The organism is Rhizobium sp. Root1220 (genome assembly GCF_001426265.1).
In the GTDB taxonomy this organism is placed as follows: domain Bacteria; phylum Pseudomonadota; class Alphaproteobacteria; order Rhizobiales; family Rhizobiaceae; genus Rhizobium.
Map to the genome: position 1 here is coordinate 149,617 of NZ_LMDG01000035.1, position 26,587 is coordinate 176,203.

26 protein-coding genes are annotated in these 26,587 nt (G+C 60.5%); 7 read left to right on the top strand and 19 right to left on the bottom strand.

Going from position 1 to position 26,587, the window contains the following annotated elements:
* Nucleotides 1–3: 3 nt before the first annotated feature.
* From ASC90_RS24050 to ASC90_RS24075, 6 genes are all read right to left on the bottom strand, one after another.
* Complete coding sequence (locus ASC90_RS24050; RefSeq protein ID WP_056546066.1) at nt 4–927, bottom strand: ABC transporter permease; 924 nt, start codon at nt 925–927, stop codon at nt 4–6.
* Nucleotides 928–996: 69 nt separating this feature from the next.
* Nucleotides 997–2,532, bottom strand: coding sequence for an ABC transporter substrate-binding protein (locus ASC90_RS24055; RefSeq protein ID WP_056546068.1), 1,536 nt, complete (start codon nt 2,530–2,532; stop codon nt 997–999).
* Between the two features lie 43 nt (nt 2,533–2,575).
* Nucleotides 2,576–4,402, bottom strand: coding sequence for an ABC transporter ATP-binding protein (locus ASC90_RS24060; RefSeq protein WP_056546070.1), 1,827 nt, complete (start codon nt 4,400–4,402; stop codon nt 2,576–2,578).
* The gene (locus tag ASC90_RS24065; RefSeq protein ID WP_056546073.1) at nt 4,399–6,180 is read right to left on the bottom strand and encodes a biotin carboxylase N-terminal domain-containing protein; all 1,782 of its coding nucleotides are present in this window, start codon (nt 6,178–6,180) and stop codon (nt 4,399–4,401) included. The genes ASC90_RS24060 and ASC90_RS24065 overlap by 4 nt, the downstream gene beginning before the upstream one ends.
* Nucleotides 6,177–7,805 (bottom strand): urea amidolyase family protein, encoded by a 1,629-nt coding sequence (locus ASC90_RS24070; RefSeq protein WP_056546075.1) that lies wholly within the window; start codon nt 7,803–7,805, stop codon nt 6,177–6,179. The genes ASC90_RS24065 and ASC90_RS24070 overlap by 4 nt, the downstream gene beginning before the upstream one ends.
* Nucleotides 7,802–8,569, bottom strand: coding sequence for a 5-oxoprolinase subunit PxpA (locus ASC90_RS24075; RefSeq protein WP_056546078.1), 768 nt, complete (start codon nt 8,567–8,569; stop codon nt 7,802–7,804). Before ASC90_RS24075 ends, ASC90_RS24070 begins: the two co-directional genes overlap by 4 nt.
* A gap of 350 nt (nt 8,570–8,919) precedes the next feature.
* On the opposite strand from ASC90_RS24075, the gene ASC90_RS24080 reads away from it, so the two are divergent.
* A complete protein-coding gene (locus ASC90_RS24080) occupies nt 8,920–9,594 on the top strand; it encodes a GntR family transcriptional regulator (RefSeq protein WP_056546407.1) in 675 nt (224 codons plus the stop codon).
* A 264-nt stretch (nt 9,595–9,858) separates the two neighbouring features.
* Here the strand turns inward: ASC90_RS24080 and repC are convergent, their stop codons facing one another.
* The 5 genes from repC to ASC90_RS24110 all read right to left on the bottom strand — a co-directional run bounded on the left by repC (nt 9,859) and on the right by ASC90_RS24110 (nt 14,797).
* On the bottom strand, nt 9,859–11,145 hold the full coding sequence (gene repC / locus ASC90_RS24085) for a plasmid replication protein RepC (protein ID WP_056546080.1): 1,287 nt from the start codon (nt 11,143–11,145) through the stop codon (nt 9,859–9,861).
* A gap of 153 nt (nt 11,146–11,298) precedes the next feature.
* Nucleotides 11,299–12,348 (bottom strand): plasmid partitioning protein RepB, encoded by a 1,050-nt coding sequence (gene repB, locus ASC90_RS24090; RefSeq protein ID WP_056546082.1) that lies wholly within the window; start codon nt 12,346–12,348, stop codon nt 11,299–11,301.
* Nucleotides 12,349–12,396: 48 nt separating this feature from the next.
* Nucleotides 12,397–13,611: a plasmid partitioning protein RepA gene (gene repA, locus ASC90_RS24095; RefSeq protein WP_056546084.1), complete on the bottom strand. Its 1,215-nt coding sequence runs from the start codon at nt 13,609–13,611 to the stop codon at nt 12,397–12,399.
* A 334-nt stretch (nt 13,612–13,945) separates the two neighbouring features.
* Nucleotides 13,946–14,179 (bottom strand): hypothetical protein, encoded by a 234-nt coding sequence (locus tag ASC90_RS24105; RefSeq protein ID WP_056546087.1) that lies wholly within the window; start codon nt 14,177–14,179, stop codon nt 13,946–13,948.
* Nucleotides 14,180–14,347: 168 nt separating this feature from the next.
* Nucleotides 14,348–14,797 (bottom strand): helix-turn-helix transcriptional regulator, encoded by a 450-nt coding sequence (locus ASC90_RS24110; protein ID WP_056546089.1) that lies wholly within the window; start codon nt 14,795–14,797, stop codon nt 14,348–14,350.
* Nucleotides 14,798–15,149: 352 nt separating this feature from the next.
* Here ASC90_RS24110 and ASC90_RS24115 point away from each other — a divergent pair, with 352 nt between their 5' ends.
* On the top strand, nt 15,150–15,821 hold the full coding sequence (locus ASC90_RS24115) for a hypothetical protein (protein ID WP_056546091.1): 672 nt from the start codon (nt 15,150–15,152) through the stop codon (nt 15,819–15,821).
* Between the two features lie 2 nt (nt 15,822–15,823).
* Here ASC90_RS24115 and ASC90_RS24120 read toward each other — a convergent pair whose 3' ends face one another.
* Genes ASC90_RS24120 through ASC90_RS24130 form a run of 3 tightly spaced genes read right to left on the bottom strand, consistent with a single transcriptional unit; the run spans nt 15,824 to nt 18,915 of the window.
* Nucleotides 15,824–16,621, bottom strand: coding sequence for an aldolase/citrate lyase family protein (locus tag ASC90_RS24120; RefSeq protein ID WP_056546093.1), 798 nt, complete (start codon nt 16,619–16,621; stop codon nt 15,824–15,826).
* 19 nt (nt 16,622–16,640) lie between these two features.
* A complete protein-coding gene (locus tag ASC90_RS24125; protein ID WP_156393121.1) occupies nt 16,641–17,504 on the bottom strand; it encodes a TIM barrel protein in 864 nt (287 codons plus the stop codon).
* A 40-nt stretch (nt 17,505–17,544) separates the two neighbouring features.
* On the bottom strand, nt 17,545–18,915 hold the full coding sequence (locus ASC90_RS24130) for an amidase (protein ID WP_056546095.1): 1,371 nt from the start codon (nt 18,913–18,915) through the stop codon (nt 17,545–17,547).
* A 227-nt stretch (nt 18,916–19,142) separates the two neighbouring features.
* Here ASC90_RS24130 and ASC90_RS24135 point away from each other — a divergent pair, with 227 nt between their 5' ends.
* Both ASC90_RS24135 and ASC90_RS24140 read left to right on the top strand, forming a co-directional pair.
* Complete coding sequence (locus tag ASC90_RS24135; RefSeq protein ID WP_056546098.1) at nt 19,143–19,451, top strand: hypothetical protein; 309 nt, start codon at nt 19,143–19,145, stop codon at nt 19,449–19,451.
* A gap of 68 nt (nt 19,452–19,519) precedes the next feature.
* Entirely contained in the window at nt 19,520–19,957 is a 438-nt protein-coding gene (locus ASC90_RS24140) for a DUF1810 domain-containing protein (RefSeq protein ID WP_056546100.1), read from the top strand.
* On the opposite strand, the gene ASC90_RS24145 is transcribed toward ASC90_RS24140, so the two are convergent.
* A complete protein-coding gene (locus ASC90_RS24145; RefSeq protein WP_056546102.1) occupies nt 19,954–20,139 on the bottom strand; it encodes a hypothetical protein in 186 nt (61 codons plus the stop codon). The two genes, ASC90_RS24140 and ASC90_RS24145, sit on opposite strands and share 4 nt — an antisense overlap.
* A 75-nt stretch (nt 20,140–20,214) precedes the next feature.
* Entirely contained in the window at nt 20,215–20,838 is a 624-nt protein-coding gene (locus tag ASC90_RS24150; RefSeq protein WP_056546104.1) for a TetR/AcrR family transcriptional regulator, read from the bottom strand.
* A gap of 128 nt (nt 20,839–20,966) precedes the next feature.
* On the opposite strand from ASC90_RS24150, the gene ASC90_RS24155 reads away from it, so the two are divergent.
* Nucleotides 20,967–21,176, top strand: coding sequence for a hypothetical protein (locus tag ASC90_RS24155; protein ID WP_056546105.1), 210 nt, complete (start codon nt 20,967–20,969; stop codon nt 21,174–21,176).
* Between the two features lie 83 nt (nt 21,177–21,259).
* Here ASC90_RS24155 and ASC90_RS24160 read toward each other — a convergent pair whose 3' ends face one another.
* Nucleotides 21,260–22,135, bottom strand: a complete 876-nt coding sequence (locus ASC90_RS24160; protein ID WP_056546107.1) for a sigma-70 family RNA polymerase sigma factor — start codon at nt 22,133–22,135, stop codon at nt 21,260–21,262.
* A 113-nt stretch (nt 22,136–22,248) separates the two neighbouring features.
* Between ASC90_RS24160 and ASC90_RS24165 the strand changes: the two genes are divergently transcribed.
* On the top strand, nt 22,249–22,707 hold the full coding sequence (locus tag ASC90_RS24165) for a carboxymuconolactone decarboxylase family protein (protein WP_056546414.1): 459 nt from the start codon (nt 22,249–22,251) through the stop codon (nt 22,705–22,707).
* 57 nt (nt 22,708–22,764) lie between these two features.
* Here the strand turns inward: ASC90_RS24165 and rhaI are convergent, their stop codons facing one another.
* Nucleotides 22,765–24,057 carry an L-rhamnose catabolism isomerase gene (gene rhaI / locus ASC90_RS24170; protein ID WP_056546109.1) on the bottom strand — a complete coding sequence of 431 codons (1,293 nt, stop codon included), beginning with the start codon at nt 24,055–24,057 and terminating at the stop codon, nt 22,765–22,767.
* An 83-nt stretch (nt 24,058–24,140) separates the two neighbouring features.
* Here rhaI and ASC90_RS28515 point away from each other — a divergent pair, with 83 nt between their 5' ends.
* Entirely contained in the window at nt 24,141–24,299 is a 159-nt protein-coding gene (locus ASC90_RS28515) for a YqaE/Pmp3 family membrane protein (protein ID WP_082520042.1), read from the top strand.
* 3 nt (nt 24,300–24,302) lie between these two features.
* Here the strand turns inward: ASC90_RS28515 and ASC90_RS24175 are convergent, their stop codons facing one another.
* The gene (locus tag ASC90_RS24175; protein WP_056546111.1) at nt 24,303–26,399 is read right to left on the bottom strand and encodes a bifunctional rhamnulose-1-phosphate aldolase/short-chain dehydrogenase; all 2,097 of its coding nucleotides are present in this window, start codon (nt 26,397–26,399) and stop codon (nt 24,303–24,305) included.
* Between the last annotated feature and the right edge of the window lie 188 nt (nt 26,400–26,587).

A 26,587-nucleotide genomic window follows, 5' to 3' on the forward strand; every position in this document is an offset into this window, starting at 1 on the left:
TGACTACTCCGTCCGGATGCGCGGATCGACGAGCCCGTAAGCGATATCGACCAGAAGGTTGATGCCGACGATCATCAGCGACAGAACGGTGATGACGGCCTGGAGCACGGGATAATCGCGGGCCGCCACCGCGTCGAACGCGAGCGTGCCCATGCCCGGCCAATTGAACACCCGCTCGATGACGACGATGCCGCCCAGCAGACCGCCGAATTGCAGGCCGAAATAGGTGATGAGCGGAATGGCGCAGTTGCGCAGCGCATGCTTGTAAAGCACCTTGGTTTCGCTGAGCCCCTTGGCACGGGCCACCATGACATACTGCGATTGCAGGGTTTCCAGCATCGAGGTGCGCACCAGCCGCACATTGGTGGCGGTCAGAATGATGCCCATGGTGATCGCCGGCATCACATAGCTTGCGGGCCCCGACATGCCGCTTGGCGGCAACCATCCGAGCGTGATGGCAAAGAGAAGCACCAGCATGGTTGCCAGCCAGAAATTGGGAAATGAGAGCCCGACCAGCGAAAAAATGCGGATCGCCTGATCGGCAGCCTTGCCCTTGGCGGTGGCTGCCTTGATGCCGAGTGGGATGCTCAGCACGATCGAAACGGCCATGGAAATGAAGGCGAGCAACAGCGTTGCCGGCAGCGCATTGCCGATGAGAAGCGAAACGGGCGTGCCTCCGGTGAAGCTACGCCCGAGATCGAGGGTGACGAGGCCTTTTAGAAAATTCAGATATTGGACGAAGAACGGCTGGTCGGTGCCGAGGGCAACACGGATGCGCGCAAGATCCTCCTGCGTCATGCTGCCGCCACCTTGGAACATCATGGTTGCCGGATCGCCGGTGAGGCGAATGGCAAAGGAGACGACCAGTGTTATGGCAATGACGACAAAGATCGCTTGCAGCAATCGCTTGATGAGAAAACCGGCCACGTTTTTTCAGTCCTTAGCATCGGGGAGCGGTGCCGCCCCTGGGAGCGTGACGGCACCGGAAGGTTCAGATCACTCGACGGTAACGTCGGTGAGCTTCAGGCGGCTATCCGGTGGTACGACAAAGCCCTTTACGCGCTTGGAAATGCCGTAGATGGACTTTGTGTTGTAAAGCGGCAGTTCGAGAGCCCTGTCGGCGGCATATTTTGCCACGTCCTGAAGGATCTTTTCGCGCTGCGCCCTGTCGGTCAGCGGGCGCTGCGATTCCAGGAGCTTGTCGAGCGTCTCGTCCTTGTCATACGGGTTCCACTTCTCGCCGGAGTGGTACATGGCATAGGCCGTATTGTCGAAATCGAAGGTCCAGCCGCCCCACTTCTGCTGGAACATCGCGCCCGTCTTTCCCTGCGGGATAATGTCGTTCAGCAAGACATTGGTCTCGTAGGGCTTGATGGTGGCGGTGATGCCGACCATCTGCAGGTAGCTGGCAATCACCTGCGCCACCTCGTTCATCGTCGCGTCATTGCCGCGAATGTCGATCTGCAGCGTAGCACCCGGCTTGACGCCTGCTTCTTCGAGCAGCTTCTTGGCACCAGCCGGATCATAGGGCAGACCCTTCAGGTCCTTGTCGTAGCCGAAGGAGAGCGCGCCCTGGAAGCTGACGATTTCGGTCGCCTGGCCGGCAAGGATCGAATTGACAATGGTGGCGCGATCGACCGCCATGATTATGGCCTTGCGCACCTTCGGGTCAGCGGTGATACCGTCGCGCGTATTGAAACGCAGCGCATCGACCGTGGGGCCAGCGACGCTGACGACCTGCAGCTTGGAATCGCCTTCGATGACCGGGATCATTCCGATCGGAATGGTCGGCGGGATGACGAGATCGACGCGGCCGGCCTGCAGTTCGGCAACGGCGGTCGCCGGCTCCGGGATGAATCGGTATTCCAGCTCCGACAGTTTTGGCGCACCGCCCCAGTAGTCCGGATTTGCTTCCAGCTTGATATTGACCTTCGGCTGGTAGGAGACGAACTTGAATGCGCCAGTGCCGACCGGATTGGTGTTGAAATTGTCCTCGCCCTTTTCCTTGATGTATTTCGGCGGAACGATCATGGCGCCGTAGCCGGCAAGCTTGGTCAGGAGCACCGGATCCGGCGCCTTCAGCTTCATGTCGACCGTGTAGTCGTCGATCACCTCGACGCTGTCGATCGCGGTATAGTTGGAGCGCTGCGGGCCTTTGGCACCCTGTTCGCCGAGAAGGCGCTCGAAAGTGAACTTGACGGCCTCGGCATTGAAGGCTTCGCCATCGTGGAACTTGACGTTCTGGCGCAGCTTGAAGCGGATGCGCTTGCCCTCGTCCAGTTCTTCCCAGGACTGGGCAAGGCCCGGTACGATCTTCAGGTCCGGGCCGCGATAGGTCAGGCCATCGAAGACGTTGGTGGCAACGGCTGCCCACTGCACGAGAAATGTATCGATCGGGTCCCAGCTGCCCGGATCCTGGGGACTTGCAATCGTCATCTTGCCGGCCGCAACTGCCGGGGCTGCGTAAAGGGCCGTGCCGCTGAGGGCAAGGGCCATGAAAGTAGCGGTCAGACCGCGCTTCAGACTGTGCATTCTGCTGTTCCTTTTCACATGCTTTGCGATTGTCTCGCAGTTTTCAGGCGCGTCTTGCGACGAAATGCCCTGTCTTGATTTCCTCGTGGAGGAGAATGGCGGGTTCTTCGCCCACCTTGTGGACCGGGTTCGGTATCTCTCCCTCGATGAGGGCGGTGCCGCGCCCGCGGGCCGGATCGGCCACCGGAACGGCGGAGAGAAGGCGGCGGGTGTATTCATGCTGCGGCGTTTCGAAAACCTGCCGGCGGCTGCCCATTTCCATGATTTGACCGAGATAAAGCACCGCCACACGGTGGCTGATCTCTTCCACCACCGCCATGTCATGGCTGATGAAGAGGTAGGCGAGACCACGCTCGGCCTGCAAATCCATGAAGAGCGCGATGATCTGCGCCTGGATCGAGACATCGAGTGCCGACAGCGCCTCGTCCGCGATGATCAGCTTCGGTTTGGAAGCCAGCGCGCGCGCGATGCAGACACGCTGGCGCTGTCCGCCGGAAAACTCGTGTGGATAACGGTCGGCGTGCGCAGATGTCAGCCCGACCCGTTCCAGCAGTTCATCCACCTGGCGGCGCACCGCTCTGGTGCCGGAAAGCAGGCCGTGCGTATTGATCGGCTCGGAAATCGAAAAGCCGACGGTCTTTCTCGGGTCGAGCGAAGCGAACGGGTCCTGAAAAATATACTGAACGTCGCGGCGCAGGCGAAAACGTTCCGCCGAAGACATGGTGGAAAGCGGCTTGCCGTTGAACCCGATGTCGCCGGATTGGCTGGCCTGCAATTGCTGGATGGTGCGCCCGATGGTGGATTTTCCCGAGCCGGATTCACCGACAAGCGCCAGCGTTTCGCCCGGATAGATATCAAAGCTGACCTTTGAGACCGCATTCAGCCGGTGCGTGACCTTACCGAACAGCGTGCGGCGTATATCGAAAGTGACGGACAGATCCTTGACCGTCAGAAGCGGGCTCTCCTCATAGCGTGCCGTATCCTGCACGCGCTCCTCGCCGATCAGAACCGGCTTGCCATCCTGAAGCACGGTGAGCGGCATGCGCTTGGGGAACACTTGACCTGCCATGCTGCCAAGGCGCGGCACAGCGGCCAGCAGCGTGCGGGTATAGGGATGCTGCGGATTGGCGAAGATTTCAGCAACCGGGCTTTCCTCGACTTTCTTGCCCTTCCACATCACCACCACATCATCGGCCATCTCCGCGACCACCCCCATGTCGTGCGTGATGAAGATCATGCCCATGCCAAGCTCGGCCTGGAGATCGCGCAGGATATTGAGGATCTGCGCCTGGATGGTGACGTCGAGCGCCGTCGTCGGCTCGTCGGCAATCAGGAGTTTCGGCCGGCAAGCTAGCGCCATGGCAATCATCACGCGCTGGCGCATGCCGCCGGACAGTTGGTGCGGATAACGCTTTAGCAGCTGCTGCGAATCCGGCAGGCGCACCATGTCGAGCAAGCGACGTGCCTCGGTCGTGGCTGCCGTCTTGCTGATGCCTTCGTGCAGCAGCAACACTTCGCAGATCTGGTCCCCGATGGTGAAGACCGGATTGAGCGAGGTCATCGGCTCCTGAAAGATCATGGCGATCTCTTTGCCCCGAATGCGCCGCATGTTCTTCTGCGCGGTCTTCAAAAGGTCTTGCCCGCCAAACAGGATACGACCTTCCGTAAATTTTGCGCCCATCATGTCGGCAAGCCGCATGATGGAAAGTGAAGTGACGGATTTGCCGGAGCCGGATTCGCCAACCACAGCCATGGTCCGGCCGGCTGCAACTGAGAAAGAAAGGTTGTCCACCACACGGTTTTCACCAAAATCGACGCTCAGATTTTCAACCGAAATCAGTGGTTCGCGCTCGTTCATCGAAGTGGTCATTTTGACGCCTCCGGCCGCACTCTGCCCTTTGGTGTAGATGAGAGGGCCTCAGATGCCGGCCGGATATGAGCCAGAACTGCGCCGGCCTGCTGAAAGGAACCAGCCTCGGCGGCAATAGTGAGAATGCCGGCATGCGGCGCGGAAACATTTGTCTCCATCTTCATCGCATCCATCATCGCAACCACGGTTCCCTTTTCCACATGATCGCCATCTGCAACGGTCCAGTGAACGAGATTTCCGGGAACCGGTGCGAGAAGCGCCGTCTCGTCGCTCTCGACCTTCTTAGGTTTTTCTTCAGCGGGACCGGCCCTCCTCCCGAGAAGAGCGAGGAAGGTGACCGGCAGGCGCAGCGCCACGCGCTTGCCGTCGATCTCAACATGGCCGGTGAACATCTCTTCGCAGTCTTCCGGCTCCGGCCGCTGCTGGGCGTCCAGATGACCGGCAAAGTCCGTCTCTATCCAACGCGTGTGGACACGGAAGTCGCTACCGGCAAAATCCGGATGGGCAAGCACCGCGCGGTGGAAGGGCAGCACGGATGGCACGCCGTCAATCTCGAATTCCGCCATGGCCCGGCGGGCTCGGGCGATAGCCTTGTTGCGATCCGGTGCCCAGACGATGAGTTTTGCGACAAGCGAGTCGAACATCGGCGGAACGGCCGAACCGCTTGCGACTCCCGTGTCCAACCGCACGCCTGGACCGGATGGTGGCGAAAACCGCGTGATTCGGCCCGCAAAGGGAAGGAAGCCGCGTACGGGATCCTCAATATTGATGCGAAACTCGATGGCGTGGCCGCGTGGCTCCGGCATCTCGGCAAATGGCAGCGCATGGCCTTCCGCAATGCGGAACTGTTCGATAACGAGATCGAGTCCCGTCGTTTCCTCGCTCACCGGATGCTCCACCTGCAGCCTTGTGTTGACCTCGAGGAAGGAGATGACGCCATCGCTGCTCAGCAGGAATTCCACCGTACCGGCGCCGACATAGCCGGCTGCCGTGCAAATATCGCGCGCAGCCTTGTGGATCACATCGCGCTGTTCGTCTGACAGGAAGGGCGCCGGCGCCTCCTCGACCAGTTTCTGGTTGCGGCGCTGCAGCGAACAATCGCGCGTGCCGACCACGAGCACAGTGCCGTGTCGGTCTGCCAGCACCTGCGCCTCAATGTGGCGCGGACGGTCCAGAAACTGCTCGACATAGCATTCGCCGCGCCCGAAGGCGGCAATGGCCTCGCGGGTGGCAGAGTTGAACATCTCTTCCACTTCGTCCAGATGCCGTGCGATCTTCATACCGCGACCGCCGCCGCCGTGTGCCGCCTTGATGGCGATCGGCAGACCGAAACGGCGGGCAAAGACAAGCGCGTCGGCTGCGTCCGAAAGGGCGCCGTCGCTTCCAGCCACCAGCGGCGCGCCCACCTTTCGAGCAATCTCGCGCGCCTTCAGCTTGTCACCCAGCGCTTCGATGGTGGCCGGGTCAGGGCCGATCCAGGTCAGGTCGGCTGCGACGACCGCTTTCGCAAACGTCGCATTTTCCGAGAGGAAGCCATAGCCCGGATGCACCGCATCCGCGCCGGAGCGCCGCGCAATAGCGATCAGCTTTTCGACATCGAGATAGCTGTCCTTCGGGCTTAATCCGTCCAGCGCATAGGCCTCATCGGCAAGAGAGACGAACAATGCGTCGGCATCGGCATCGGCAAAAACGGCAACAGAAGCGACGCCGTGATCGCGGCACGCCCGGATGATGCGCACGGCAATCTCGCCGCGGTTCGCTACCATCACCTTCTTCATCGCTTGTTTCCTGACATGAGGTGGGGTGTAAACGGCGACACCGCCTTGAACCGAATGCGCTGACCAACGGGCACCTGCCCCGCGAGATCGAGATGATGGCCAGCGATATTTCCGATGACAGGATATCCGCCTGTCAGCGGATGATCGACCAGAAACAGCACCGGCTGGCCGCTCGCCGGCACTTGGATAGCGCCGCGAATGGTGGCTTCGCTTGGCAACTCTCCGGCTATCTCGCGCTCCAGCGTCGGTCCCTGAAGCCGAATGCCGACGCGGCTCGATTGCGCGGACACCGTCCATTCTTCATCTAGAAACAGCTCGACGGAACGTGTGGTGAACCAGTCGGTGCGAGGCCCCAGCACGATATCCAGCGTCACCGTTTCATCCGCGCGGGGCATTGCAAAGGCAGGCTCTCCGCCAACCGCAACGACGGAACCGGCAGGGGCATCAAGAATGCCAATCATTTCACCCACCCTCAACGGCTCCGGGCCTATCTGCGCCAGCATGTCCGTCGAACGGCTGCTCAGAACGGGGGCCAGATCAAACCCGCCGCGCAACGCCAGATAGGCACGCATGCCGGCGGTGGCCTCGGAAAGGCTCACCGTGTCGCCATCCTCGACAGGAAAGGCATGACGATGGGGCACGTCGATGCGTTTGCCGCCCGCAGTAATTATCGCGGTTTTCACTTCGGCACCCGTTACCGCCATCACGCCCTGACCATGCATCCGCACCGAAAATCCGCCATACGTGATTTCGAGCGCTGCCGTTCCCGGCGCATTGCCCACGAGACTGTTTGCCGCCTTCAGGCTTTGCCTGTCGGCCGCACCCGAGCGGCTGATACCTTGCGCTACAAGCCCGGTGCGCCCGAGATCCTCAAACAGAACCGGGAGACCAATGGCAAGGATTTCAATTGCGTTCTTCTGCTGGACGGCCGGCACTGTCGCCCGTTTCGAAAACGAGGCTTCGCTGGCACTGGCAAGGACTTTGTAAGCCCGGTCCTTTGCGACATCTCGAAAGCGCACGCGCTGGCCCGGCTGGAGCAGGGATGCCCGCTGGCGCCCGATATCAAACATTGCAAGTGGCGTAGTGCCGATCAGCTGCCACCCGCCGGGGCTCGCCTTCGGGTACACGCCACTGAAGGCACCGGCAAGGCCAACGGAACCGGCCGGCACCAGCGTGCGCGGCGATTGCCGGCGCGGCACGGAAAGGCGCGGGTCGCCATTTGACAGGTAGGCAAAACCCGGCGCAAAGCCGGTGAAAGCCACGAGATAATCCTGGCCCGTATGAAGCCGCACAACCTCCTCGCGGCTCATCCCCAGCAGGCCGGCCACGGCATCCAGATCCTCGCCGTCATAGCGCACCGGGATTTCTACCAGTTCGCCCTCGTCCGCTTCGCCCGCCGGTCTGCCGAGCGCGCCGATCGCCAATTTGAGCGCTTCGAGCGAAAGAACGGCGGGATCGAATGCGATCATCAGCGTCCGAGCAGCGGGAATGATGTCGCTGACGCCAGCGAGCTTTTCGCGGCCAAGCGCATCGTAAAGCGCAAGCGTTTCCGAAAGATCTGCAACCTCGAGCAGAACGCAGCCGGCTCGCATTGGAAGGATGCGCCAATTATTACCCTCGCTCATACGGCGTTCGTGAACGCAGCGATCGTAAGGCCCGCTTCCTGCAGCCGCACCCGCAGCAGGCGGGCGATATCGACTGCACCGGGGCTATCGCCATGCACGCAGATGCTATGCGCCTTGATGCGTGTGGGCTTGCCATCGATGGAGGTGATGACGCCTTCGCGCACCAGCTTCACCATACGGCTTGCCACGTTTTCCGGGTCATGCAGCACGGCACCTGGCTCGCGACGCGAAACGAGATGACCATCCGCCGTATATGCGCGGTCGGCAAAGGCTTCGGCAACGACGCGAAGACCGGCGGTCTCCGCCTGCTCCACCAGCGGCGAGCCGGCCAGTGCCATCAGCACCAGTTCGGGATCGACCGCCTGGATGGCCGTGATCACGTCAGCGGCCTGGCGGGCATCGATGGCGATCGTGTTGTAAAGCGCACCATGGGGCTTGACGTAACTGACGCGGGTGCCGGCGGCGCGGGCTAGGCCTTTCAGCGCACCGATTTGGTAGATCACGTCGCTCACCAATTCGTCGCTCGTTGGGTCCATATTGCGGCGACCGAAACCAACAAGATCCCGGTAACCTACATGCGCGCCGATGGCGACGCCGCGCTGGGCGGCCGCCCGCAAGGTCTTAAGGATGCCCGCTGGATCGCCGGCATGAAACCCGCAGGCGACATTGGCGCTTGTGACTACCTGAAGCATGGCTTCATCGTCACCCATTTTCCACGGGCCGAAGCTTTCACCGAGATCACTGTTGAGGTCGATTGCCCTCATCCGCCAACATCCCAAAACTAAACAAGCTTTGAAGCTATCAAAGGAGAACAATCATGTCCACCGTGTTGAACAATATTTGCACATTGCCCTACAGATAATCAAATGCCACGTTGTTGGGCAGTGTATCAGAATGCGGGACAGCGCGCCTTTCCTGTTGATGTTGCCGCGCCATCGCGCCTAAGGCAATGTGGCACACGCAACGAATGACAAACGGCGCCGGGGATGAGATCAGATCCGGATAAATGAAAACGGCAGCGCCATGTGGTGGGCGCTCATACAGACGAGATGAGATGAAGGTTTTCAGCGAAGCCGCAGACGTGACATCCGCCCCTGCTCAGCCCGATGGGCCGATGTCCGGGCTGATATCCGGCCAAGCACCCGGCCAGACTTTGGCCGAAACAGTGGCGGACAGGATTCGCGACCAGGTGGTCTCCGGGCGCCTCACGCCCGGCAGTCACCTTTCGGAGCTGGCGCTGAGTGAGGAGTTGCAGGTCTCGCGTAACACGCTGCGCGAGGTATTTCGCATGCTGACCAAGGAGGGCCTGCTGCGCCACGAGGCCAACCGCGGCGTCTTCGTGGCCACCCCCAATATGTCCACTATCATGGACGTCTACCGGGTGCGCCGCATGATCGAGTGTCCGGCACTGGCGCAGGCGCACGCAAGCCACCCCGCTGTTAGAAAAATGCGTGCCGCGGTGGAAGCTGCCCATCGCTGCCGCACAGAGGGCGAGTGGCTGGGCGTCGGCAGCGCCGACATCGCCTTTCACGCCGCGGTGGTGGAACTGGCCGACAGCCCGCGCCTTTCGGCCTTTTTCTTCGAGGTCTCGCTGGAACTGCGGCTGGTGTTCGGCCTGTTGCGCGATCCCGAGTTTCTGCATGCCCCCTTCGTTGACCAGAACCTGAAGATCCTCACCGAGTTCGAGGAGGGAAAGGCCGCAAAGGCTGCCGAAACCATGGAGGCCTACCTCAACCAGGCCGAGCGCTTCATCATGGGCGCCTATGGACGGCTGTCCTCAAAATCCTGATTTTTCAGAATATCTGGTCCGGCGTTGCCGATGAACAGGCTGGTCAGCGGGACGCTTTGATTGTTGGTGATGCCCCCGCGCCAGCATCGTCTTCGTGAAAGTAAATAACTGATTAACCATAAGTATTTACCATAACGGAAATGAGGCCGCCACTTTGTTCCGTCAGGTGACCGCCTGCCACACCGGTGTTTCTACCGCGTCAACGGTTGGTGACCCATGGTCGGGATTTCCGGAAACGTGCATGTTCCACACTCGCCATCTTAATCAGCCTGTCCTACGCGAAACCGGACCGTTGGCGCGCGCCAGCGCCATAAGCATGGGCCCGATCGCAAACTCGCCACGTTCCGCTCGCCGTGTCAGGTCGCGCAGATAACCACCAGCCGAGTTGATGTGGCCTCCCCTCTCCAGCACGCAGGCCATGACGGTTGCAGCGTTCTCTGGCCCCAAGACATCGCAGGCCTCCTGATAAGCCGACGGACTGACTCCCAGCATCGACCGCGTCACGACCGCCGCCGCCATCAAGTCGCGCCAGCTTCCAACGGTTCCGCCAGGCCCATATGCCATTATTTCGGGGCACGCCTGCAGGACGAGTGCCAGGGGGAAAGATTTTAGTTCGGCCCGGCTGTTTGAGTGAGACCCAGAACTCGGCCGGGGCGGCCCCCCATTCATTCTCGCCTCATCACGCGGTTCAGCAGGCTGTTCCTTGTTGGCCGTCGACGTTTCGCCCTGCTTCTTTTCGAAGCGAGGTTCAAGTTCAGTAATAGAGTCGGGTTTTGAATTCTGTATGTGCCGCTCGATCTGGAAGTCATTGGCGCTCGTTTTCTGCACTTTCAGCTGAAATTCCAAATGATTGACGATATTTTCCCGCATGAACTCAAGTTCGCCTAGCGTCCCCGCTGCCTGTTCGGCTGTAGGTGTCCGCGGTGCAGCGTCTACGATCGCTCTGAATTGCAGATGGATGGTCTCCCAGTCGCCTATGGTGCCTTCCTCAATTGCGGCCTCCACCAGCTTGGCGATATCGCGGCGGCAAAGGGTGACCTGCTCACGCAGCCGCTGAAGCTGCAGCCGCTCCGCCTCGACCTCACCGGCCAGGCGTTCTATCTCGTCGGCCCGCGCAAGCAGCGGTGCCAGCGAAAAGCCAAACGCCGCGTTGATCTCGCCGCCCCTGTCCTTGCGGGCGTATCGTTTTCCATTAGGGCTATCTTTGCGGATAAGCAGGCCGGCTTCGATCAGTACCGAGAGGTGTCGGCGGATTGTCTGCTCTGCCATGCCATGTGCGCGGAGCGAAAGCTGTGCGTTGGAGGGAAAAACAATCAGGCCGCTCTCCTGCGACAGCTCGACTTTCGGATGAAAGCTCAGCAACGCATTCAAAACGGCCAGGGCGCGGTCGGTAATCCCGAATCGTGCCCTGGCCTCGCACAGCGCCCGATAGATCTTCCATTTGTCCACTGACCGACCGGGTTCGATCTCCCCGGCCATGACCTGGCTTGCAAGCATGCCAAACGTCATCGACCGCTGCCCGAAGGGCGTCGTTACATTTCCGCTTTCCATTTTCTTCGCCTTCTTGAAGGCAAAAGATTACAGCCCGCCTGAAATAAGCGCCGAAGACTCTTGACTATGATTCGCGGAAATGTGATTCTCTGGTTGTCTAGATCAGAGAGGGCTTCCGCTACGGCAACGTTCGGGGGCCTTTTCTTTTGCTCATTAGTCTCCGTTGTTTCCTGAAATCTGTGCTTTCTCGAACGCCTCGTAGAGACGATCCAGATTGTCGGCGATGTAGGCTCCGAACGCTGACGCCTTCTCTGCCCGCAGCGCAATCGTGAACTGTCTACCGTCGCTCCGGAAGTTGGCCCTCACCGAGCCGTCCCGCCGCTGCCACCCTTCGATCGCCTGAGACACGCCCTGCGACGGTACGGCCTGCTGTCCGCTCCTGTTCAGCAGCGTCACTAGCATGTCGAAACGAGCATCAGGTGCCGCTGCTTCAAACTCAGGCGCCGCGACGATGTCTCTCGCCCGGTCGGCAGCATTCTCCGTTTCGAAATTTACCGAGAGATCGTGCCACCGATCGCGGCCGATCGCACGCGCAGCGCCGATCGCCGCCAAAACGTCGGCCGGGATGCGTTTCGTCACGGACAGCATCTTCGACACAGTCGTCTTGTCCGCGCTCAGCGCTGCCATGATCGTCTCGCGATCAAAGCCGAGCCTGTCAAGCTTGCCGGCAAACATGGTGCGTTCGATGAAGGCGAGATCGGCACGCGCCGAGTTCTCCTGCCCTTGGGCAATGACATGGTCCCGGTCATCGAGCTTCCGGACGACCGCGCGAACGGGACGGCCAAGCTCTCTCGCGGCCCGTGCGCGCCGATGGCCAAAAGCGATCTGGTAGTGCCCTTCCTTCTCCGGGTGCGGGCGCACGAGGATCGGCGAATCCTGACCTCTAAGCCGAATGCCTTCGACAAGCTCCTGGAACTGCTCGTCGGTATGGACAAGTCTGTCCGTTACGAATGAATCGACGATAAGGGATGGATCAAGATCGACGATTGTTTCGCCGCTCGCCAGTTTCTCCTCGATCGCGCGCGCTGCATCTGCTTTGGCTGCCAGCGCATCAATGCTGCGCGTTACTGCTCCAAGCGCTCCGATGCCCTTAAATGCGATTTGCTGCTTTTCCTCGGATTCCACGACGGCCGGCTCGTGGTTTACCGCGGTAAACTTCTTCGAATCGTCCATCAGACCCGAAAGCAGATTCTTACGCGCCATCGCCCACCTCCGGACTCGTCCGATTGACCGATTTTACTGCGCCAAACTTCATTTCCGCCCCCAAGCCTTGTGGATCAGGTCGGTGATTTCGCTGTTTACCGACCCCATCGCCTCCATTGCGCGGTCATAGGTCGCCCGGGTGAACTGGCTTCGCTCGACTTCATAGAGCGTCTGGTTCGTCATCGCGGCATCGGATATCGCTACGCTGCGCAACATCGGATTGGTCAGCACGTGATTGCGGAACATGGACCGCATGAATGCCACCATCTGCGTCTGCGGCCCGTCTTGCGGGTCGTAACGCGTTACCAGGTAGCGCAGCCAGTCCAGGTTCATGTCACCCCCGGCACCCTTTAGCGTATTCAGCACTTCGCCGAGCATTTGCAGGAACTGGCACATGGACATCACGTCGAGCATCTGTGGATGCACGGTGATCAGGACAGCGGTCGCACCGCAAATTGCGCTCATCGTCAGGAAGCCGAGCTGCGGAGGGCAATCGATCACCACCACGTCGTAGTCGTCGGACACGGAGGCGAGCGCCTCGTCGAGGCGAGCAAAGAAGATGCGGCCGTAATCGGCCGCCTTGCCCTGCGCGAGGACGCGGGGGGTGTCGTGTTCGAACTCCATCAGTTCCAGATTGCCCGGAACGAGATCGAGGTTGGGGAAGTTCGTCTTTCGGATAATCTCCCGCAAGGGCCGTCGTTGGTCATCGTAGCGAATGGCCGCATACAGCGTTTCGTTTTCGCCTACGTCGAATTCCGGCTGAAAGCCGTGGATCGCAGACAGCGACGCCTGTGGATCCAGATCAACGGCCAGCACGCGGTGGCCGGTCAATGCCAGGTGTTGCGCGAGATGCGCGGCACTGGTGGTCTTGCCGCTGCCGCCCTTGAAGTTGACCACTGCGACGACCTGCAAATGCTCGCTGCCCCTCCGGCGCGGCACGTAATGCGTGCCGGCTCGAGCATTCTGATCGAGGAAGAGCCGCATTTCATCCATCTGCTCCGCTCGATAGGACCGCCGGCCCGATGGGGTGACCTGAGGCAGAGGCCCCTTGCCCTCAAGCGAAAGATTGCGCAAGTATCCGCTTGTCACGCCAAGATAGTGTGCCGCCTCGGCAAGCTGAAATTCACGCAGACCCTTCATGGCACGCGGCGGAAACATCTCGAGACGGTGCTGCTTCAACTTGTCGGACAATTCCTGCGCTTGACCAATGATCAGTTGATCGACGTCAGAAATTGCCTTTCCAATTAAAGCAGCCATATTCATGGAAATCTCGAAAATGCGATTTTAATGCCCTATGGGCCGTGAAACCGCATTTAGCGCCGATTCTCGTTTTGTGGCAAGGCAGTTGGGCTTGACGCAACCGGATAAGCGAATTGCCCAACAGCTATTCACGGGTCCGAAGGTGCCGCCGAGGGATTTGGAGGCAGACCGAGTGTACCGATCCCCGCCGACGTCCACGCTGAAAAGGAAATGCGAACATCAGGCCATCCGACTCACTGCCTTGGTCTATAGCGACCTTATCAACGAAAAATCGCCAACCAAATGATGCGGCGTGCCCCGGCGCCCAGAGGGCTACCGGGGCACGTCCTCCCCTCTTTTAGTGCAGGGCCATCGCTGTCGCCTCCGGCGATGGCTTGTCATCGAACACAGCCGCGTCATCAAGCTCGCGCAGCAGCCCGCCCAGTGCGGATTCCAGGCAAGTGGCAGGAAACTCCGCGCCAAGGTCCCTCGCGGTTTCGCACGCGAAGGCCACCAACCGCGCAAGGGCTGCGAGGTCCTTCAATTGCGCCTCACTTCTGGATGAAGCTGAGTCACGAGCCGCAGAATCCATTCCAATCTCCGTTTCGTGGTAGAAATTCCTACCCGATAGAGAGAGCGTAACCCAAACAGGGCGGCAATGCGCGTGACACAGACGTGACACGCCTTTTTCTTTTTACAAACATATGCTTAGATAAACAAATCGGCCGCACCGACGACGGTGCGCCCGCGCTGCGGCACGTCAGACAAAAGGACCAGGCGTGGATTGAGCTCCAACGGTGCCCCGTGCATCCTGCGCATGCGCCATTGCCTTGACGAGCGCAACAATCTTCTCGCGAAGCTGCGCGTCGGTGATCTTCAGGAAGGCGCGGTTGAGTGCCAGACCCTCTTTCGACTGAAGAAATTCGGCAACCGGATCAGCGTTGACCGCAACATCCAGCCCGGCAAGGGTGAGCGGCTCCGATTCATCCTGCTGAAAAAAGAAACTGGGAGATGTGCTCAGAACCTCGGCGATTCGCTGTAGGCGGCTGGCACCGATCCGGTTCATGCCCTTTTCGTATTTCTGAACCTGCTGGAAGGTTACGCCAATCTGATCGGCCAGTCTTTCCTGGCTGAGACCCAGGAGTTGCCTGCGCATTCTAACCCGGGAACCGACGTAGGTATCTATGGCATTCGGTGTTTTAGCATTCATCGTAAATGTTCCATATGCCTGCCGGTGTAGCATTCTTTCGCTCGGCTAACGGGTACCGCACCCGAACAAGTGTGTCTTAGCCGCTAGCGAAATTCAATTATTAGTTCGTGCAGATACGATAATACTCGCTGGCGGGGATGTGACAAGGCCGCAAGAAATCCGCCGCCTCTGTGGAAACAGCTCATAAGCGCCGCAGGGCGCGCAAGACAGCAACGGCAGTGCATCCATCAGTCAGGCGTGCTTGTACAACAGATCCGACGCCTTTCGAAAAGCCGACCCACGGCGCTGCCGCAAGGTTCGCGGCCGAGTGTTTCTGTGCTACGGGAGCCGCGCAACGCGAGGCACGACAGACATGCTCCCTTGGATCCAGCTCGATTCCGCCACCATTCCCGGAGGAGGCGGTGAACTGCGTCTGAAGCAACGAGGTAGCGAGTTCTCGATCATGCTCGGTGCGAACGAACTGATGAACAGCCGGCTTAGCGGTTCGGAGGAAGCGCTTGCGACCCTTTCCCATGAGCGTATCAAGGATCGCGCCGGTCCGCACATGCTGATCGGCGGCCTTGGCATGGGCTTTACTCTTCGTGCCGCCCTCGGCGTCCTTCCACCGGACGCCACTGTGACGGTTGCCGAACTGGTTCCGGAGGTAGTCGACTGGGCACGCGGGCCGATGTCGTCGGTGTTCAACGGTTGCCTCGAGGATTCACGCGTTGTCGTTCACCACGGCGATGTCAGCGAACTGATCCGGTCGAGCAAGGCCACGTTCGACGCGATCCTTCTGGATGTCGACAACGGCCCCGACGGCCTGACGCGCCAATCCAACGACCGGCTCTATGACCTACCCGGCCTACGCGCCGCCCGGGACGCACTGCGGCCGCGCGGGGTGCTTGCCATCTGGTCGTCCGGGCCGGATACCGGCTTTACCCGGAGGCTTCGCGACAGCGGCTTTGCGGTCGAGGTTATCAACACCCGCGCCAACGGAAAACGTGGCGGCGCGCGTCACGTTATCTGGCTCGCCGTCAAATAGCCTCACGAAGCCTGACCCTTTCGGGCAGCAGAGATTGCGCTGGCCGCGCCCAGGCGCAATTGCTGGGTATCGGCACCCGCGATGACGAAGTCGAACCCCATCTTCAGCAATTCGCCGGCGCGTTCGCCATTGCTGCCGAAGACGCACGCGAACTTTCCATGGGCGCGGCAGCGGGCCACGAGGTGCTTCAGCACGCCATCGATTTCCGCGGTATCGGGTGCCAATCTCGCGCCATTCGAAAGCGCGATTGAAAGATCGGATGGACCGATGAAGATGCCGTCGATGCCCTTGACGCGCAGAATTTCATCGGCGGCATCAAGCGCGGCGCGCGTTTCGATCATCGCGATCGCCACGGTCTGCTCGTTCGCGGTCGCAAGATAATCCGCCGCGGAAAGCCCTGTGTGATTGATCGCCAGTGTCGGTCCCCAGCTTCGCTCCCCATCCGGCGGATACTTCGTTGCCCTGGCGAAACCCTCGGCGTCCGCGACAGAGTTGATCATCGGCGCGATGATGCCCGAGGCACCGGCGTCGAGTAGTCTCGATGCCAAGGAAAACTCTCCGACCGGAATGCGCGCCAGCACCGGCTTTCCGGCCAGCCTCCCCTGGCCGATGCCGTTTGCCGCCGCCGCCATGTCCCATACGCCGTGCTGCATATCCAGCACGACCGCATCGAAGGCTTCCTGTGCCAGATGATTGACGAACAGCGGATCTGGAATGCCGATCCAGGCGGAGATCATCCCGCCCCCCTCACCACTTCTGATCCGCTTCGCAAAGCCCTCAATCGCCGTTGCAACGCTCATATTATCCTCCCTATGCAGTTCATCCTATGGCGCGCTGCTTGCCCTGATAGAGCTCTTCGATAAAGGCCCTCTGCAGCAGGATGCCATCCCATTCGTCGACGAAGAAGGGCGAATCGTAGATTAGTGTGAAGGGCCCCTCGTAACCTGCCAGCCGGCAGGCCTCCAGCGACCTGCCATAGTCGGCGGCATCGAGGCCTGCCCGATTGTAGTCTGCCTTGGCATGGCAGATTTCCGCACGGCGCATGATATCGGCCAGACCGGCGTACTTTTCCGGAGCCGCCCAGTTTCCAAGGTCGCCATTGAGGCCGACCTTGCCTTCAAGCTGGTCGAGGAGCCAGTTCGTTTCCTTCGGTGACGGCAGCAGGTCGAACCAGTTTTCGCTGACGATGCGCACGCCGCTGCCCTCTGCCTGCGCAGCCAACCAGGACAGATGCCCCGCCGCGCGCATCAGGTTCGCCTCGCTCGGCGGCTGCTTGCCGGCAATAACGCGCATGTTGCGGGCACCGAGGCTCGAGGCGATCTCCACCCATCCGGCGATCCAGCCGATATCCCGTTCCGCAGTCCTCGGATCGCTCGGATCTCCGTCCTCGACCAGCAGCGTCTGAAGCAGAATGCCGGCGTCATCCAGCGCAGCCCTCAGTTCACCAAGATAAGCCCGGTCAAGGCTCGGCAGATGGAAGGAGCAAATCTCAAGCCGACCGATATCCTGTCCGGCAAGCTGCCCCGGAATTTCGATAAGGGCAGCACGGCCCGGACCGTAAGGCTCCTTGCGCGCGGCACTCTTGTCGGGATCCGGGCTGTAGGGATAGGTCGGCCCCAAGAGCCTGTGCAACGACCATGTCGAGACCGCAAAGCGCCCGTTCTCCAAGTCTTCTGCCAATATCTCCTCCTTCTGGCCGGCCGGACGGCAATGTCCGACAGCCTCAAACAAAATCTCCGCGGATCACCGCCTCAGCCGACAGAGCGACACCCAACAACGACTCGTCGCGATTGGCTCGAGCGGACAGCAAAAGGCCGACCGGCATATCCGCATCGCCAGTGCCGCAGGGGATCGACACACCGCACCAATCGAGGAAGTTGCCGAGCATGGTGTTGCGCAGCGTCTTGCCGTTGGTTTCGACGAAAATGTCGTCACTGTCTTCGAGCGGCGAAAGTGGCGGCGCCACGTGGGCCACGGACGGGAACGCAATGAAGCTGTCGCCGACAAGGCGCTCGACGTCGGCGATCATTTGTTCGCGCGCTTCAAGAATGGCGAGATAGTCAGCGAGTGTCGTTCGCTCGCCGAGACGAGTCCGCATCACAACACGACGGTCCATCTCGGCAGCGGCAACCCCAGCCAGTCGCTCGCGGTGAAGCGCGAAAGCTTCGGCCGTAACCATGGCACCGTATCTCGCCATCAACGCCAGAATCTCGTCGAACGCCGGGATCTTGATCCGGCTGATCGAGGCGCCGGCAGCAGCCAGCCACTCGACCGAGGTCTCGAATGCGGCAACGACACCTGCCTCAGCCCCGTCGAAGACGACATTGTCGGGGATCACGACTTCGAGACCTTTGATCGGTAGATGCTTGACGGCGGGCGCTGTCAGCCCGCGCATCGCCGCATCGATCCAGACGGCGTCCTGCACGGTCCGGCAAAGCGGGCCAAGCGAATCCAGGCTCTTGGCCAAAGGAAAGACGCCGTCCATCGGATACCGACCGCGCGTCGCCTTGTAGCCCACGATACCATTGAAGGCGGCCGGGATGCGCACGGAGCCACCCGTATCGGTCCCTATCGCCGCCGGGACAAGGCCGGCCGCGACGGCGACGCCCGCACCCGACGACGAGCCACCAGGAACGCGCGCAACGTCGGCGCCCCGCGGATTGCGTGGGGTGCCGTAATGCGGATTGATGCCTAGTCCGGAGAAGGCGAACTCGCTCATGTTCGTACAGCCGATCGAGACCATCCCAGCCTGCTGCAAGGCGGTGACGACAGTCGCATCGGTTTGCGCCACATGTCCTTCGGCAAGAATTCTGGAGCCGGCCGTCGTTGCCCGTCCTTGAATGTCGAACAAGTCTTTCCAGGCGATCGGGATACCGTCCAGCATCCCGCGCGAACGTCCCTCTCTCAGCCGTTTCGACGACGCCTTCGCCTCTTCCCTTGCCCTTTGGCCGAGGAGGACAGTAAAGATCGCCTGATCGGGATAACTCTCGATCCCCTGGAGAACCGCCTCCGTCACGTCGACCGGATCGACCGTCGCTGATTGAATGAGAATGGAAAGCTGCGCGACGGACATCGCGCCAAATGATTTTGTCATGGGGTATCCGCGATCTGGCTGCCGTGCGAGCTAAGCCCAATTTCGCCGAAGAGCCAAGCCCTTAAAGCATGCACGGACAGATTGTCTCAATTTTATGAACACTGAGTTTGCGTATCCGGGCTTCAACTTGGACACGCGCGAGCACACATGCACGCGGCATGCTCGATATTGCCGGCGTAGGGAATTGTGCGTTCGTCGGTGAGAGCTGCATTGTAGGAGTACACAAGATGACAACAGATGACACTTGGACCGCTCCGCGCGGCGACGTGGTGCACCATCATGCAACGGATGACGAATTGGACGGCATGGGCGAACGTGAATACGCCGAGCACGTGAGTGCTCATAGACCCTCTATCTCCGAGCGCGTGATCGTTCTCGGCGCGCTGGTTTTACTGGGCATTGCCGGTTTCACGGCGCATATGACGGGCTCGATCGCTTCGGGCGTCGACACTGCGACGGTGGGATCCATCTCGGATTCACTTCCGTCGGTCGACTACTGCCGCGAACATAGCCCCTATGCCGACAAAACCTGCTGATAGCCACCGCGCGTCTCGGGCATGGACAGACTTCTTTGCCGATTTAACTATCGGTGAGGAGGTGCACTATGCCTGCTGACATTGACTATAATCTCATGCGTTTCATAGATGCCCAAGGCGGCACCTATGACAAAGCGCTGGCGGAACTGCAGCTCGGGCGCAAACGATCGCACTGGATGTGGTTCGTCTTTCCTCAAATTGCTGGCCTGGGATCATCGCTCATGGCGGAAAAATACGCCATCCGGTCCGCAGAGGAAGCATCTGCCTATCTCGCCGACGCCATTCTGGGTAGCCGTCTTCTGCGATGTGCCGAAGCCGTACTTGCAGTCAAGGATCGCTCTGCACACGACATATTCGGCTCGCCTGACGATCTCAAGCTGCAGTCGTCAATGACCCTCTTTGCAGCCGTTAGTGATCACGGGTCACCTTTTCACGCAATCATCGATCACTTCTATCAGGGAAATTTCGATGGCCGCACGATCGAGTTGCTCGATGCCGCCAACTAGCCGGCGGTGTGTTCCAGAACATCAATTTCAGCTGAAATCTCATTGATCCGCTGACGGAGATCGCGGTCCGTACCGTCATTGACATCGTCGTCGCCAAAGCAATCACGCGCGTCGTAAAGCTCCAGCTTGGCCTCAAGCTCGGCTCGTCTGGCATACAGGCGATGAAGATAAATGTAATTCATCTTCCCACTTCCTTTCCACGTCAGGTGGAAAACGGACGCAATGACGGAAGGTTCCCGCAAAGGCGATGAAGCGCTTTAGGCAAAGGCTGCAATGGCCGCGCTGCAGGCGTTGGAAAAATGGCTGCAGCAGCTGTCGTTGCCCATCGCTTGCCGGGTGACGCGAGCGCCTTCGAGAAGGAGCGTCAGAGTATCGGCAAGAAGTTGGGGTTCGCGCGCGCCGGCTGCAAGACAGAGCGCCTCAAGCCTGTCACGCTGCTCGGCTTTGTGACGCTCGATGACGCCATAGGCGGGATGCCCCTCGCCTTTCAGCTCGATCGCGGCATTGGCCAGGTCGCATCCGACATGTTGTCCGCAGAGGCTTTGCGTGCGGGCTTCGACCCACGCTAGCAGCTGCTCGCGCGGCGCCCCCGGATGGGCCGCATCCAGATCACGCCAGATCGTCTCGGCCTTTTCCGACGCTCGGCGCAAGGTCTCGCAGACCAATTCGTCCTTCGAGCCGAAGTGCCGGTAAAGGGTCATCTTGTTGGTTAGCGCCGCATCGGCGATGGCATCCACGCCAATCCCGCGAATGCCGTGCTCCCGAAAGAGGTCGGCGGCGGTCGAGACGATACGCTCCCGCGGGGGGATCTTTTGGTCTGTGTTCGCCGGAAGGAATACGCTCGAAGTTTCTGATTTTTTTGAGGACAAGGTCCTTGACATCCATGTGACCGATCGGTAACAAATGCGTTGTTACTTACCGGTAACACCACTTCTTGCGAAAGTCAACGCCGAGGAGCCTTGCTGCAGGAGTGGAACACGGGCGACCGCCCACGAAAGGAGGATGTACCATGAGAAAGACCAGAGACGACCTGACGATAGCCGAAGCCCTCCGTGACCCCCTGATCGCCATGGTGATGCGCGCCGACGGCGTGAAGCTTGACGACTTCAAGCAACTCCTCGAGACGGCAGCCGGCAAACGCGAACATCGCGCTTCTCCTGTGAGCAAGTTCTTGAACGCGATTTCCACCAATCCTGCTGCGACCTGCAGCTACTGCTGAGTTTCGGGCTTTTCCCTGCCCCTGCAAGAGCCGTCGCTGACGAAGCGGCGGCCCTTTCTGCTTGAGCTCCAGCCGCTCCGCTATCATTTTTCCAGCAGCGTGTATTGCAGCTTGTTCAGGCGATCCGGATCGGCGATGGCATCGATGGCGGAGATCCTGTCACCGTCAAAGGCAAGCATCAGTACGACGCGTAGTTCTCCTCGGATAGCGACGACGAAGCAGATCTCGCCGTCGACCAGCGCCGGTCGAGCCCCCTGCGCCCTGCCCTTGAATGTTTCGGCAACTGCCTCCGCACCGCGAAGCTCGCCAACCGCGCCGAGGCTGATCGCCGTCGCATCCGGAGTAAAGACGACCTGCGGATCGAGGACGGCAAGCAGCGCCCTGAGATCTCCGGTGCGCGACGCCGCAAGGAAGGCGCTTGCGAGCTTGCGCTTGCGCGTGGCGTCAGCCTCCGGCGCCTCGCCTTTGCCCTGCACGCGGCGACGCGCCCGGCTGGCGAGCTGCCGTGTCGCCGCCGACGATCGTTGGATGATCGGTGCGATGTCATCGAAGGGCAGATCAAACATGTCGTGCAGCACGAAGGCGACACGCTCCGCGGGCGCGAGTTGTTGAAGCACGACGAGCAGAGCGACACCGACCGTATCGGCAAAGACCAGTTCGCGCTCCGGATCGGCAGTCGTCGCAGTATCGGCAATGCCGCCGTGCACCGGTAGATCGAGCGGGTCTTCGCGCCGCGACTTTCTTGATCGCAGCACGTCCAGGCAAATCCGAGCGACAACCGTCGTCAACCAGCCGCCAATATTGCCGATTGCATCGGCTTCGGAGCGCCCCAGCCGCAACCACGCCTCTTGCACGGCATCATCCGCCTCGGCACGCGATCCCAGCATGCGGTAGGCGACCCCTCTGAGATGCCCCCTGTTCGCCTCGAATTCCGCCGCCAGCCAGTTTCTCTCGTCCATCCGTCACATTCCTCCATGCTCTTCCGTCAACACCATGACGAACGAAACCGGGACTGTGTGACAGTGCACCGCCGGCGGCGTCAATTGTGGAAAACACCTCAAGGAGACACATGATGCAAGCAAGAATGGGAAATCCGGCAGTCGTTCTTCCGGAAGCAATGCAGGCGCTGATCGCGCTCGCCTCGGTGCCGGCCAAAACAGGCCTCTCGCCGATCCTGCTCGAACTGGTTAACCTGCGGGCCAGCCAGATCAACGGCTGCAGCGTCTGCATCGACGGCCACCCGCGTATTGCCAGGAAAGCGGGCGAAACCGACGAGCGGCTCTTTGCCGTCAGCGCTTGGCGCGATACGCCCTATTTCAACGACGCCGAACGGGCAGCCCTTGCGCTGACCGAAGCAGTAACCCGTGTCAACGATCGTGCCGATCCGGTCCCGGACGAAATCTGGGACGAAGCCACGCGGCATTTCGACGGCAAGAGCCTTGCCGCCCTCGTCATCGCCATTGCCAATATCAATGTCTGGAACAGGCTGAATATCGCAACCCGGCAGATCGCCGGCGAATGGAGACCCTGAAACGCAATCGGGCCGCTGCGCGCTTGGCAGCGGCCCGGCCAAGTCGCCTTGGGAGGCTTAGACGATGCCACCGCTTCCGCCCACGGACGCGGGACGCTCAGTCGCAACCTTCTTGCGGTAACCGCTGGCACGGTATGTCGCGATCGGATCGATCGCACCACCGGCACGCCGGCGGGCTTCCGCCAGGATCGGTTCGACGTCGGCGCGGTAGGCGCGCTTCAGCGCTTCGCTCGCCATCATGGCGTCATTCTGGTCCTGGTAACCGGCCAGCGCCTTGCGATCGACGATGAGCGCCTGTGCGTAGGCACGGCGGATTTCGTTGGCGCTGTTGATCAGGCTTTCAATCGGGTCGGTCACGTTGTGCGACTGGTCGATCATGTGGGCCGGATTGAAGTCGTTGACACCGCGCTGTTCTGCTTCCACCAGCTCGTTGAAGACCAGGAACAGGCGATAGGGGTCGATCGAGCCGGCATCCAGATCGTCGTCGCCGTATTTCGAATCGTTGAAGTGGAAGCCGCCGAGCTTGCCGAACTGGATCAGCCGGGCAACAATCATCTCGATATTGGTATTCGGCGCATGGTGGCCGAGATCGACGAGGCAATGCGCCTTCGGGCCAAGCGTCTGGGCGATCATGTAGTTGGTGCCCCAGTCCTGCACGACGGTCGAATAAAAGGCCGGCTCGTACATCTTGTGCTCGGAAAACAACTTCCAGTCGTCCGGCAGCGCCTTGTAGATGTCGGCCATGGAGGCGAGGTAGCGTTCGAAGGCGCGGGTGAAATTGCTCTGGCCGGGGAAGTTGGAGCCGTCACCGACCCAGACTGTGAGCGCCTTCGAGCCGATCGCCTTGCCGATCTCGATGCATTCCAGATTGTGCTCGACAGCCTGCGCCCGCGTTGCCGCGTCCGTGTGGCTGAGCGAACCGTATTTGTAGGAATGCTTCTGGCCGGGCGCATCCGAGAAAGTGTTGGAGTTCATCGCGTCGAAGCCGAGGCCGAGCTGATCGCCCTTTGCCTTGAGTTCCTTCGCATCCGTCTTGTCCCATGGAATGTGGAGCGAGACATTCGGCGTTGCCCGCGTCAGCTCGTTGATGACGGAGCAGTCGTCCAGCTTGTCGAAGATGCCACGCGGTTCGCCGGTGCCGGGGAAGCGGGCAAACCGGGTGCCACCGGTGCCGACGCCCCATGAGGGAACGGCAACGAAGAACTCCGACACGCGCCGAGTGATGGTTTCTATATCGACGCCGCGGCGGGAGAGATTGGCGCCGAGCGCCTCGTAATCGGATTTGAGCGCAGCTGAGCGCTTGTCGTTTTCCTGCGCGATCAGATCCTGCGCAATTCGGCTATCTGTCATCAATTCCTCCCTTGCCGCATTGAACCAACGGCTCCTGTCCGCGTTTCGATGCGTGAAATACTGAAATCATGAACGAGGCAACCTTGGACATCGTACGCATTCTTGTCGCGATCATCCTGCCACCTGTCGGCGTATTCCTGCAGGTCGGTATCGGCCTGCAGTTTTGGCTGAATATTCTGCTGACGCTGTGTGGCTACGTCCCGGGGATCATCCACGCAATATGGGTGATCCTCCGGAAGTAGGGATCAGCGCGGGAAACTCTGTGCGTTGCCGGCATCGACGTTGATGATGTTGCCGGTGGACTTGGCGGACACATCCGAAGCCAAGAAGTAGATCGCTTCGGCAATGTCTTCTGGGAAGACGTTGAGCTTCAGCATCGAGCGCTTGCGGTAGTGCTCCTCCAGATCGGTGATTTCGATCTTCGAGGACGCCGCACGCTGTTCGCGCCATTCGCCGTTCCAGATCTTCGAGCCACGCAGGACCGCATCCGGGTTGACGGTGTTGACGCGGATGCCGGCCTCTGCGCCTTCAAGCGCCAGGCAACGGGCGAGATGGATCTCGGCCGCCTTGGCGGTGCAATAGGCAGCTGCGTTCGGCGAGGAGGCTAGGCCGTTCTTGGAGGCGACGAACACGACGTTACCGCCGAGATCCTGCTTGCGGAACAGGCGGAAGGCTTCGCGCGAGACGAGGAAGTAGCCGGTCGCGAGAATGTCGATGTTCTTGTTCCACATCGCAAGCTCGGTGGTCTCGATCGGTGCCGACGAAGCGATACCAGCGTTCGACACCAGAATATCGACGCCGCCGAATTCGACGCAGGCCTGCGCGAAGGACGAGATCACTCCGTCTTCCTTGGTGACATCGAGCTTGACGCTGCGCACCGCATCGCCGCCGAACTGCTTCGCGAAATCGGCTTGGGTGCCATCGAGTGCTTCCTGGTCGATATCGGCCAGAACCACGCAAGCTCCTTCGCCGATCAGGCGGGCAGCCGTCGCGCGACCGATACCGCCGGCGCCGCCGGTAACGAAAGCGACCTTGCCGGCGAGGCTCTTCGGTTTCGGCATGCGCTGCAGCTTAGCCTCTTCAAGCAGCCAGTACTCGATGTCGAAGGCTTCCTGTTCCGGCAGGCCCTGATATTCGGAGACCGTCGAGGCGCCGCGCATGACGTTGATGGCGTTGACGTAGAATTCGCTGGCTATTCGGGCGGTGGCCTTGTCGCGGGCAAACGACACCATGCCGACGCCTGGGACGAGGAAGATGACCGGGTTCGCGTCACGCATGGCGGGCGAATTGGCATGCTTGCAATCGTTGTAGTAGCGGGCGTAGTCGGCGCGGTAGTCTTCGAGCGCCTTGTCGAGACCGGCAACGATCGCGTCCACATCCGGCTTGGCCGGATCGAAATCGACGATCAGCGGGCGAATCTTGGTGCGCAGGAAGTGATCTGGGCAGCTGGTGCCGAGCGCGCCAAGCGGCTGCAGGTTCTTCGAGTTGACGAATTCCAGCACGGCGTCCTGATCGTCGAAGTGGCCGAGCTTGCGTTCTGCCTTGCCGATGCGGCCGCGGATCTCAGGCATTAGGCGGGCGGCAATGGCGCGGCGTTCTTCCACCGGCAGGCTCTGGGTGACGGCGCCGCCGAAGATCGTCTTGCCTTCGGTCTTCTCGGCAAACCAGACGATCGCCTTGTTGATGATGTCGAGCGTCAGCTCGTAGCAAACCTTGGCATCGTTCGCCCAGGTGAAGAGGCCGTGGCTTTCAAGCACGACGCCCTTGGAATTCGGGTTTGCCTTGACGAAGGCTTCGAGGTCCAAACCGAGCTGGAAGCCCGGGCGACGCCACGGCAGCCAGCCGATATCGGCGCCGAAGATTTTCTGCGTCAGTTCCCTGGAGTTCTTCGACGCGGCAATCGCGATGATCGCGTCCGGATGCATGTGGTCGACATGCGTGAAAGGCACGAAACCATGTAGCGGCGTGTCGATCGAGGCGGCGCGGCTGTTCAGGTTGTAGGTGCAATGCGGCAGGAAGCCGACCATGCGGTCTTCGTCCTCGACACCCTTGTAGATGCCCTTCAGCGAATCGAGCTTGTCCTGGTAGAGTGTCGCGAAGCCGTCGAGCTTGATCGTGCCGACGTCGCCGCCAGAGCCCTTCACCCAGAGAACCTTGACCTTTTCGCCGGTCAGCGGATCGGTTTCCATGACCTTGGCCGAGGTGTTGCCGCCACCGTAGTTGGTGATGCGCTTGTCGGCGCCCAGCAGATTCGAGCGATAGAGCAGCTTTCCAGGCTCATCGAGGCCTGTCGCATACGAATCGTCCCAACGATTGTCAAGAAGCCGGACAGTTGCCGCCATGTCATCCTCCCATGTCAATTTCTTTGAAGCGCGAACAAACTCAGCGCTCCTTTGCGGTGACGGTATCGCTCATCAAAATGGGCATTGTCAATCGAAAACGATCAAATTCGATTATTGTGCAGCGCAATATGAAATTTCTTGATCGTTTTTGATTGACACTTTGTCACAACTGCGAAATAAGCAAGCTA

Bases quoted from the DNA above. Each gene is read 5' to 3' on its own strand.
- ASC90_RS24055 (WP_056546068.1), bottom strand. From the start codon at position 2,532: ATGCACAGTCTGAAGCGCGGTCTGACCGCTACTTTCATGGCCCTTGCC.
- ASC90_RS24060 (WP_056546070.1), bottom strand. From the start codon at position 4,402: ATGACCACTTCGATGAACGAGCGCGAACCACTGATTTCGGTTGAAAAT.
- ASC90_RS24065 (WP_056546073.1), bottom strand. From the start codon at position 6,180: ATGAAGAAGGTGATGGTAGCGAACCGCGGCGAGATTGCCGTGCGCATC.
- ASC90_RS24070 (WP_056546075.1), bottom strand. From the start codon at position 7,805: ATGAGCGAGGGTAATAATTGGCGCATCCTTCCAATGCGAGCCGGCTGC.
- ASC90_RS24075 (WP_056546078.1), bottom strand. From the start codon at position 8,569: ATGAGGGCAATCGACCTCAACAGTGATCTCGGTGAAAGCTTCGGCCCG.
- ASC90_RS24080 (WP_056546407.1), top strand. From the start codon at position 8,920: ATGTCCGGGCTGATATCCGGCCAAGCACCCGGCCAGACTTTGGCCGAA.
- repC (WP_056546080.1), bottom strand. From the start codon at position 11,145: ATGGAAAGCGGAAATGTAACGACGCCCTTCGGGCAGCGGTCGATGACG.
- repB (WP_056546082.1), bottom strand. From the start codon at position 12,348: ATGGCGCGTAAGAATCTGCTTTCGGGTCTGATGGACGATTCGAAGAAG.
- repA (WP_056546084.1), bottom strand. From the start codon at position 13,611: ATGAATATGGCTGCTTTAATTGGAAAGGCAATTTCTGACGTCGATCAA.
- ASC90_RS24105 (WP_056546087.1), bottom strand. From the start codon at position 14,179: ATGGATTCTGCGGCTCGTGACTCAGCTTCATCCAGAAGTGAGGCGCAA.
- ASC90_RS24110 (WP_056546089.1), bottom strand. From the start codon at position 14,797: ATGAATGCTAAAACACCGAATGCCATAGATACCTACGTCGGTTCCCGG.
- ASC90_RS24115 (WP_056546091.1), top strand. From the start codon at position 15,150: ATGCTCCCTTGGATCCAGCTCGATTCCGCCACCATTCCCGGAGGAGGC.
- ASC90_RS24120 (WP_056546093.1), bottom strand. From the start codon at position 16,621: ATGAGCGTTGCAACGGCGATTGAGGGCTTTGCGAAGCGGATCAGAAGT.
- ASC90_RS24130 (WP_056546095.1), bottom strand. From the start codon at position 18,915: ATGACAAAATCATTTGGCGCGATGTCCGTCGCGCAGCTTTCCATTCTC.
- ASC90_RS24135 (WP_056546098.1), top strand. From the start codon at position 19,143: ATGACAACAGATGACACTTGGACCGCTCCGCGCGGCGACGTGGTGCAC.
- ASC90_RS24140 (WP_056546100.1), top strand. From the start codon at position 19,520: ATGCCTGCTGACATTGACTATAATCTCATGCGTTTCATAGATGCCCAA.
- ASC90_RS24145 (WP_056546102.1), bottom strand. From the start codon at position 20,139: ATGAATTACATTTATCTTCATCGCCTGTATGCCAGACGAGCCGAGCTT.
- ASC90_RS24150 (WP_056546104.1), bottom strand. From the start codon at position 20,838: ATGTCAAGGACCTTGTCCTCAAAAAAATCAGAAACTTCGAGCGTATTC.
- ASC90_RS24155 (WP_056546105.1), top strand. From the start codon at position 20,967: ATGAGAAAGACCAGAGACGACCTGACGATAGCCGAAGCCCTCCGTGAC.
- ASC90_RS24160 (WP_056546107.1), bottom strand. From the start codon at position 22,135: ATGGACGAGAGAAACTGGCTGGCGGCGGAATTCGAGGCGAACAGGGGG.
- ASC90_RS24165 (WP_056546414.1), top strand. From the start codon at position 22,249: ATGCAAGCAAGAATGGGAAATCCGGCAGTCGTTCTTCCGGAAGCAATG.
- rhaI (WP_056546109.1), bottom strand. From the start codon at position 24,057: ATGACAGATAGCCGAATTGCGCAGGATCTGATCGCGCAGGAAAACGAC.
- ASC90_RS24175 (WP_056546111.1), bottom strand. From the start codon at position 26,399: ATGGCGGCAACTGTCCGGCTTCTTGACAATCGTTGGGACGATTCGTAT.